Source organism: Bradyrhizobium sp. MI1.4 (assembly GCF_055811315.1).
In genome coordinates this window covers 53,055-61,001 of record NZ_JBVVPP010000044.1, presented here as the reverse complement: position 1 = coordinate 61,001, position 7,947 = coordinate 53,055, and the positions used below count along the sequence as shown (strand labels likewise).

Sequence of the window (7,947 nt, the reverse complement as noted above, 5' to 3'; positions counted from 1 at the left end):
TCCTATGGTCTGCTGATCGACCAGATCGGCGAAGTGCTGCGGCTCGCCGAGGACGGCATGGAAGAAAACCCCGTCAACCTCGACCCCCGCATGGCCAAGCTCGCCGGAGGTGTCCACCGTCTCGACGGCCAGCTCATGGTCGTCCTCGACGTCGATCGCGTCCTCGAACTCAAAACCGAAGTGCAAATGGCTGCGTGAGCCCCAAAAACATCGAAGCCGGAGAACCCAAATGAAGACGTGCTTGGTGGTCGATGATTCCAGCGTCGTGCGCAAGATCGCACGCCGGATCCTGGAAGGCCTGCAATTCGAAGTCACGGAGGCCGAGGACGGCTCCAAGGCGCTCGAGGTCTGTCAGCGCAAGCTGCCCGACGCGGTGCTGCTGGACTGGAACATGCCGGTGATGGACGGCTTCGAGTTCATGGGCCACATGCGCCGCCTGCCGGGCGGCGACCAGCCCAAGGTTGTATTCTGCACCACCGAAAATAACGTGGCTCATATCGCTCAGGCGCTCAGCGGCGGCGCCAACGAGTACATCATGAAGCCCTTCGATAAAGACATCATCGCCGACAAATTCGCAGAAGTCGGCTTGATTCCGGTCGGACAAGCCATGGTCTGAGTGTCTGGCGGAGTGTTCCAGCCAGAGTGTTCCCAGTACAGCTTCCGAGAGGCCTATCCGTGACCCCGACCGAGTATGAGTATCTGCGTAAGTTCCTGAGGGATCATTCCGGGCTCGATCTGTCCGCAGACAAGCAATATCTGATTGAAAGCCGGCTGTTGCCGCTGGCGCGCAAGGCCGGGATCTCCGGCATCGGCGAGCTCGTGCAGAAGCTGCAAGGCGCTGGCTCGGGCGCGCTCGTCACCAGCGTGGTCGAGGCGATGACCACCAACGAGACCTTCTTCTTTCGCGACAAGGTCCCGTTCGATCATTTCCGCGACACCATCATGCCGGAGATCATCAAGGCCCGCGCCGGCCGCCGCAGCGTCCGCATCTGGTGCGCCGCCGGCTCCACGGGGCAGGAGCCCTATTCGCTCGCGATGAGCCTAAAGGAGATGGGTGCGGCCCTAACCGGCTGGCGCGTCGAGATCATCGCGACCGACCTGTCGCAGGAGGTGCTCGAGAAGGCCAAGGCCGGCATCTACAGCCAGTTCGAAGTGCAGCGCGGACTGCCGATCCAGATGCTGATGAAATATTTCAAGCAGATCGGCGAGACCTGGCAGATCAATCCCGAGCTGCGGGCGATGATCCAGCACCGGCAGCTCAATCTGCTGCACGATTTCGCTCAGCTCGGCACCTTCGACGTCATCTTCTGCCGCAACGTGCTGATCTATTTCGATCAGGACACCAAGATCAACATCTTCAACCGGCTGGCTCGCCAGATCGAGGGAGACGGCTTCCTGGTGCTGGGCGCGGCCGAAACGGTGGTCGGACTGACCGACACGTTCAGGCCGATTCCGGAGAAGCGCGGTCTCTACAAGCCGAACGACCCGCGCGCGGCGGCCGCCAAGCCGGTTCTTGCCGGCGCAGCGCCGCGCCTAGCGGTCATGGCGGGACGATAGGCATGGCCGAGGATGGCAAAGGCGCGGAACGCGTGACGTTCAGTCGCGGCTATGATGTCTGCATCATGGCCATCGACGGCACTTGGCGCCGCGACTGCAAGCTCAACGCGATCTCCGACACCGACGCCATCCTGACGGTGGAAGGCTCGATTCAGGGCCTGAACCTCAAAGAGTTCTTCCTGCTGCTGTCGTCCACCGGCCTTGCCTACCGCCGCTGTGAGCTGGTGCGCGTCAACGGCGTCGAAATGGACATTCAATTCCTGCGTGGCAAGAACCGGAAGAAGCGCGCCGTCGGTGGCCGTGACGAGGCGGCGTGATCTTCACGTGCGTCGCGTCGCCGTTTTCCGCGACGTTGGTTCGCATTTGCTGAAACATCCGACTGAATTTGCCGTCGCGGCTTTACGTCGCCTAAGCGCGAACGGTGTATCCATTGCCGGTCTCAATCTCAGGATACGGCAATGCCCAGAAGCTCTTTCTCCTCTCTCCCGTCAAACCTGCCCGACGGCGCCGAGCGGCGCGCGCTTCAGCTTCTGGTGGTCGATGATGACGGCACACAGCGCAGCCTGATCACGGTCGCGGCCAAGCAGGCCGGCCACGAGGTCACCGTGGCGCCGTCCGTGGCCGAAGCGATCGAGAAACTCCGCACCGCGCGCTTCGACTGCGTGACACTCGATCTCGTGCTCGAGGATGGCGACGGCATGGACGTGCTGGGCGAGATGGCCAAGGCGAAATTTGGCGGCGCCGTGATCGTCGTCAGCGGCATGGACGGCAAGCGCCGCAGCGCCGCCCGCAGCTTCGCCCGTTCCGTTGGGATCGAGCTCCAGAGCCTGCCCAAGCCGCTGGATCTGGCCGCGTTGCGCATCAGCCTCGCCAATCTCGGCAAGACCGCGATGGGCCTGCCGGCGATCCACACCTGGGGTGGTGTCGCCAGCGACGCGATCGTGGAGCGGCACCGCGCCTGAGCCGCGGCCGGCCATGCGATGAAAGAATGCGGTCGCCGCGTCGCAGCGATCGCGATCTACAGCGTACCGCTGGCCTCCGACAGGCATTCCAGGGCGTGGCCAAGGCCCGCCCGGCAGGCGTCGAGCGCGGCGATCGCCCTGGCATACCGGGGTGTGACATCGTCGAGCACGAAGACGTCGGCGGAACTTTCCGGATCACTCCTGTGTTCTTGATCCATGGCTGTGGCGGTCCGGCGCATGCTGCTCTCGATCTGCGAGATCAGCACGCGAAGGTCGGCCGCAATCAGCTCACGGCTCTCGACTTCGGGCATTGCCACGAGAGGCGGCGTAGCGGCCAAAATTAGCATGGATATTCTCCGTCCTCTGCAATTAGGCGCCTGGCCGCTACTTGTGCGTCAAGTCCATGTCCCGTACAAATACGGTGGGCCGAATCCGCGCCGAACGCCATAACGGTTGGGGCGGACGCGAGTCCTTCATGCCAACCGGATGTGTGGCACATGGCCGAACAAAGCTCTCGCGGTGAAATCTTCGTGGTCGACGACGACGCTGCCGTTCGCGACACCTTGTCGATGGTGTTGAAGGCGGCGGGCTATGAGGTGATCTGTTTTGCGGACGGCGCAGCATTGCTCTCCGTCGCGCGAAGCCGCACACCTGCAGCGGTCCTGCTCGACGTGCACATTCCCGGCAAGTCCGGGCTCGATATTCTCAATGAGCTGCACGGCGAGGACTATCCGGCACCGATCTTCATGATCTCCGGACAGGGCGATATCGCGATGGCGGTCGGGGCCATCAAGAGCGGCGCGCTCGACTTCATCGAGAAGCCGTTCCGCGGCAGCGAGATCGTCGGCCGGCTCGACGAGGCGATCGGCGCCTATGCCCGCAGGCAGTCGGAGAACGCAGCGCCGAAGTTCGGCTCGCTGCATTTCCCCGGGCGCGAGCCGTTGACGCGCAGGGAGCGCGAGGTGCTCGAGCAGTTCGCCGCCGGCGCTTCCAACAAGGAGGCCGGCCGCACGCTCGGCATCAGCCCGCGCACCATCGAGGACCATCGCGCCAACATCATGAAGAAGCTCGGTGCGCGCAATGCCGCCGATCTGATCCGGATCGTGATGACCGCGGCGCAGCGCGCGTCGTAAATTCCGTGGGCGACATTTCGTAGCCCGGATGAGCGAAGCGACTTCCGGGACGTGGCTCGTGGTGTTCCCGGGTATCGCTTCGCTCACCCCGGCTGCGGGCTCTCACCCGACGCGCCATCAACTGTTCAACGCCTTGCGGATGGCCCGCGCCAGATCCGATTTGCGATAGGGCTTCGCCAGCAGCAGAACGCCCGAATCCAGCCGGCCGTGATGGATGATCGCGTTCTCGGTATAGCCGGACGTGTAGAGCACCCGGAGATCGGGACGCGTTCTCTGCAGTTTGTCGGCGAGCTGCCTTCCGTTCATCTTGCCGGGCATGATGACGTCGGTGAACAGGAGGTCGAACGGTTTTCCGGCGGCGACGATTGCGAGCGCCTCCGCGGCGTTCGCAGCCTGCAAGGTGACGTAGCCGAGCGAATGCAGCTGTGCCAGCACGTAGTCGCGCACCAGCCGGTCGTCCTCGACCACAAGGATCGTCTCGTGTCCGCCCTCGATGGTCGCCGGCGTCACGCCCTCGCCGACCGCCGTCGGCGTCTTGCCGGGCGGCAGGTACATCTTGATCGTGGTGCCGTGGCCTTCCTCGCTGTAGATCTTGATATGGCCCGCCGACTGCTTGATGAAGCCGTAGACCATCGAAAGCCCGAGTCCGGTGCCCTTGCCCGGTCCCTTCGAGGTGAAGAAGGGGTCGAACACCCTGGCCAGCATGTTGGCGGGAATTCCGCTGCCGGTGTCGCTCACGGCGATCAGCACGTAGTGTCCCGGCGGGACGTCGTTGACGCTGGCATAGACCTCGTCGAGATAGGCCGCGCCCGTCTCCACGATCAGCTTGCCGCCGCCCGGCATGGCATCGCGGGCATTGAGCGCGAGGTTGAGGATCGCGGTGGTGAGCTGGCTGGGATCGACGATCGCGACGCAGTTCTCGTCCTCGAACACCGATTCGATATGGATCTGCTCGCCCAGCGTCGGCCGCAATAATTTCGCCGTGTCGATGATCAGCGCGTTGACGTCGATCTCGCGCGGCTGGAGCGGCTGCTTGCGCGCAAACGCCAGCAGGTGCTGCGTCAGCTCGGCGCCACGCCCGGCGGCCTCGTCGATCATCTTCGTGATCGCCGCGAGCTCCGGCTCGTTGGCCACCGCGTCGGCCAGGATCTCGATCGTTCCGGTGATGACGGTGAGAATGTTGTTGAAGTCGTGCGCCACGCCGCCGGTGAGCTGGCCGACCGCCTCCATTTTCTCGGCCTGGCGGATGCGCTCGTCGGCCGCGATCTTGTCGGTCAGGTCGCGGTAGAACGAATTGAAGAGAACGCCTTCGCGTCGCTGGAGCGCCGTGACGCTGAGCTCGGCCCTGAACTCCTTACCGTCGCGTCGCCGCACCAAAAGTTCGCGCCGTGGATTAGCCAGCGATTGTTGCTCGGATTCGAGAAAGAGCTTCAGTCTGGCCCTGACGCTTTCGCGCTCACTGGGGGCGACGAAAAGCTCAATCGCATTCTTGCCGATCGCCTCCTCACGGGTCCATCCGAAGAGCTTCTCGGCCTGCGAGTTCCAACTCAGGATGGCCCCGGTGTGGTCCGTCTGGGTGAAAGCATCGAGCGAGGTCTCGACGATGTTGCGCGCAAGCTGTTCGCTCTCCCGCAAGGACTCCTGTGCAAGCCTCGCTTCTGTCATGTCGCGCCCGACAAAGAAGTAGCGCTGGGCGTGGTCGGACCAGCTGCCGAGCCAGGACAGCCAGACCTCACGACCGTCCTTGTGGAAGCAGCGGGTGTCCGCGAGCTTCAGCCGCTCGCCGCGCCTGAGCGCGCGCATCTCGTCGCGCGACTGGTCGAGATGGCCGGAATGAATGAAATCGGCGCCGCTGCGGCCGATCATCTCCTCCGGCCGGTAGCCGAGAATGGCCTCGCTGCTCGGACTGATCTGCGCGATGTGGCCGCGCGCGTCCATCACCATGATCAGATCCTGGGAGGTCTCGAAGATCTGTCGCCGTTCCTCGAGCTGCTGCTGCAGCGCCCGCTCGGCCCGTCGCGCCTCGGTCAGGCTGCGCGCGGTGCCGGAGGCGCCCACGATCTCGCCCGATGGGCCCCTGATCGGCGACAGGCTGAGTGAGATTTCGACCGGCGTGCCATCCTTGCGCAGGCGCACCGTCTCGAACCGTTCCATCGGTTCACCTCCGGCGATCCGCCGCAAATAGTCCTTGCCTTGCTCGCGTCGGTCGGGTGGGACGATGATCGAGGTGGATTTCCCGATCGCCTCATTCGCCGAATAGCCGTAGAGGCGCTCGGCGGCGGCATTCCAGCCGGTGATGATGGCGTCGAGCGATTGCATCACGATCGCTTCGTCGGAGGATTCGACGGCGGCGCTGAACAAGCGCTCGCGCGCTTCATGATGGCTTCGCGCGGCCTCGGTGCGGCGATGCTCCTCGATCTCGCGTTCAAGCGCGGTCGTCTTCGCTCTCGTTTCTTCGACCATTTGCGCGAATGCCCGCGCCAGCACGCCTGTCTCTCCGCTCGCATCGACGGGAATCTCGGCGCGCCGTCCGCTGCCGATCGCTTCCACCGCCGCGGTCAGACGCCCGATCGGCCGCGTCAATGAGCGCGCCAGCAGTACCGCAAGCAAAGCTGCGGCAAGGACAGCAAGCAGGCCGACCAGTGAGGAGGCTTTTTGAATGGCCGCCGGAACGCTACTGAACACGGATGGTGGGGCCGTCTCGATGACTGCCAACCACTCCTTGCCGGCCAGCAGTGCCGGTGCGAGCGCCGCTCCACTCGGCCGGCCCGCTTGGTCGCTCGTAAGCTGCGTGGATCCTTGCGGCAGGCCGGCCCGGGCTGCAAAGAAAGGAAAGTCCCGGCGCCAATCGTTGGCGTTGCCAAGCAATGCACCGAATTCCCGCGCACGATCAGGGTGGACAAGATAGTCGCCACGCGAATTCACGACATAGATTTCTCCTCCTGCGCTCGTGGTCGAGCGGACGCGGTCGAGCGCAGGACGCATGTCGATATTGGCGATGACGATGCCGAACGGCTTGCTATCAGGCGTGAACAGCGGAGTCGCGACGCGCAACGTCGGAATGTGAGGGTCCGTGGTTCCTCCCTGCCGCGTGGCGAGATCGACGGGCGAAACATAGATGTCGCCCGGCGCCAATCGAATCGTCTCCTGGAAGTAGGTTCGGTCGCTCTTGCGTTCCAGTTCGCCGTCGGGGACGATCCGTGCTGTTCCGTTCGGGCCGGCGCGATCGACGCGGACCAACTCGCGCTGGTCGTCGTCAAGGCCGATGATTCGAAATTGCCCGTAGCTCGGTTTCGCGTCGATCTCGGCTGCGAGCCGGGCTGCGATGCGCTCGCGCCAGGTTTGCTCGGAAACGCCGTCGACTTCGTCGAGGCCTCCACCGATGTGGGCACGGATCAGGCCGTTGATGGCCGCGGCGGAGCGATAACCGAGCAGATCGCCGCGCGCGCCGGCAACGTAGGAGTCAAGATGGGTGGCCAGCAGGCTCGACTGGGCTTCAATCCGTTCCAGGACCCGCGGAATGACGGCCTGGGTGATATTGCGATAGCCGAGCCAGCCGACTGCGGCCACGGTGACCGCCACCAGCAGGATCATCGCGATGGCGAGCCGCGTAGCGAGTGTCATGGGGAAATCTGCACCGCTTCCTGAATGGCCGTGCCCGCGCTCGGTTGGAACAGAATGAAGGTTCTTGTCATCGGCGGCCGGTGCTGACATCCGGATTCCTCACCGATGCCGTCCGCGCCGCGTCCAGGCAGCCAGCGACCGCGCCGAGCAGCGCGTCGGCCCGGAACGGCTTCTGCAAGCTCGCCACCGCGCCGAGCTTGGTCGCCATCTTGAGGAAGTCCGGCTCCGCATGGGCGTCCGGCGTGAACGAACGGCCGGAAATGACGACGATCGGAATCGCCGGCTGCAGCGCCCGGATGTGGCGCATCGTCTCCAGGCCGTCCATGCCGGGCATGAAGATGTCGAGAAAGAGAAGGTCGAACTGGCCGGCCTCGAACAGCGCAAGTCCCTTGCGGCCGTCTCCGGCGACGGTGATTTGATGACCGGCCCTCTCCAGGAGCAGCCGAATCGTCATCTGCACGGCCGGATCGTCATCCACGATCAGGATGTTGGCCACGTCTGGTATCCTCCCGGGCCGGATGGGGTGTCCCAGCGACCGCAAATCAAACCATCAACTCTGAAATTGTTGCGCGGATTGCATCTGGCCTGCAAGCACTTCGCCATCGATCCCAAGATTGCTCGCAAAAGGCGAACTCGGTTGCGTCAATTTATGCACGGTGACGTGCACAAGC

9 protein-coding genes are annotated in these 7,947 nt (G+C 64.1%); 6 read left to right on the top strand and 3 right to left on the bottom strand.

Going from position 1 to position 7,947, the window contains the following annotated elements; genetic code table 11:
• The 5 genes from AC0L23_RS31020 to AC0L23_RS31000 form a co-directional block, all read left to right on the top strand.
• The coding region (locus AC0L23_RS31020; RefSeq protein ID WP_247284739.1) for a chemotaxis protein CheW at positions 1-198 on the top strand (198 nt) is incomplete at its 5' end.
• A 31-nt stretch (positions 199-229) separates the two neighbouring features.
• Positions 230-616: a response regulator gene (locus tag AC0L23_RS31015; protein ID WP_018456638.1), complete on the top strand. Its 387-nt coding sequence runs from the start codon at positions 230-232 to the stop codon at positions 614-616.
• A 59-nt stretch (positions 617-675) separates the two neighbouring features.
• Positions 676-1,557, top strand: a complete 882-nt coding sequence (locus tag AC0L23_RS31010) for a CheR family methyltransferase (protein WP_085358468.1) — start codon at positions 676-678, stop codon at positions 1,555-1,557.
• 2 nt (positions 1,558-1,559) lie between these two features.
• Entirely contained in the window at positions 1,560-1,874 is a 315-nt protein-coding gene (locus AC0L23_RS31005; RefSeq protein ID WP_018456636.1) for a hypothetical protein, read from the top strand.
• A 141-nt stretch (positions 1,875-2,015) separates the two neighbouring features.
• The gene (locus tag AC0L23_RS31000; RefSeq protein WP_085358470.1) at positions 2,016-2,519 is read left to right on the top strand and encodes a response regulator; all 504 of its coding nucleotides are present in this window, start codon (positions 2,016-2,018) and stop codon (positions 2,517-2,519) included.
• Between the two features lie 56 nt (positions 2,520-2,575).
• Here AC0L23_RS31000 and AC0L23_RS30995 read toward each other — a convergent pair whose 3' ends face one another.
• Positions 2,576-2,866, bottom strand: a complete 291-nt coding sequence (locus AC0L23_RS30995; protein ID WP_085358471.1) for a hypothetical protein — start codon at positions 2,864-2,866, stop codon at positions 2,576-2,578.
• A gap of 150 nt (positions 2,867-3,016) precedes the next feature.
• Between AC0L23_RS30995 and AC0L23_RS30990 the strand changes: the two genes are divergently transcribed.
• On the top strand, positions 3,017-3,652 hold the full coding sequence (locus AC0L23_RS30990) for a response regulator transcription factor (protein ID WP_007604420.1): 636 nt from the start codon (positions 3,017-3,019) through the stop codon (positions 3,650-3,652).
• Positions 3,653-3,769: 117 nt separating this feature from the next.
• Here AC0L23_RS30990 and AC0L23_RS30985 read toward each other — a convergent pair whose 3' ends face one another.
• Together AC0L23_RS30985 and AC0L23_RS30980 are read right to left on the bottom strand one after the other, a co-directional pair.
• Positions 3,770-7,366 (bottom strand): PAS domain S-box protein, encoded by a 3,597-nt coding sequence (locus AC0L23_RS30985; protein WP_085358473.1) that lies wholly within the window; start codon positions 7,364-7,366, stop codon positions 3,770-3,772.
• A complete protein-coding gene (locus AC0L23_RS30980) occupies positions 7,344-7,772 on the bottom strand; it encodes a response regulator (RefSeq protein ID WP_085358475.1) in 429 nt (142 codons plus the stop codon). The genes AC0L23_RS30985 and AC0L23_RS30980 overlap by 23 nt, the downstream gene beginning before the upstream one ends.
• Positions 7,773-7,947 lie beyond the last annotated feature (175 nt).

Excerpts from the sequence above, each read along its gene's own strand:
- AC0L23_RS30995 (WP_085358471.1), bottom strand. The coding sequence starts at position 2,866 with ATGCTAATTTTGGCCGCTACGCCGCCTCTCGTGGCAATGCCCGAAGTC.
- AC0L23_RS30985 (WP_085358473.1), bottom strand. The coding sequence starts at position 7,366 with ATGTCAGCACCGGCCGCCGATGACAAGAACCTTCATTCTGTTCCAACC.
- AC0L23_RS31005 (WP_018456636.1), top strand. The coding sequence starts at position 1,560 with ATGGCCGAGGATGGCAAAGGCGCGGAACGCGTGACGTTCAGTCGCGGC.
- AC0L23_RS30990 (WP_007604420.1), top strand. The coding sequence starts at position 3,017 with ATGGCCGAACAAAGCTCTCGCGGTGAAATCTTCGTGGTCGACGACGAC.
- AC0L23_RS31015 (WP_018456638.1), top strand. The coding sequence starts at position 230 with ATGAAGACGTGCTTGGTGGTCGATGATTCCAGCGTCGTGCGCAAGATC.
- AC0L23_RS31000 (WP_085358470.1), top strand. The coding sequence starts at position 2,016 with ATGCCCAGAAGCTCTTTCTCCTCTCTCCCGTCAAACCTGCCCGACGGC.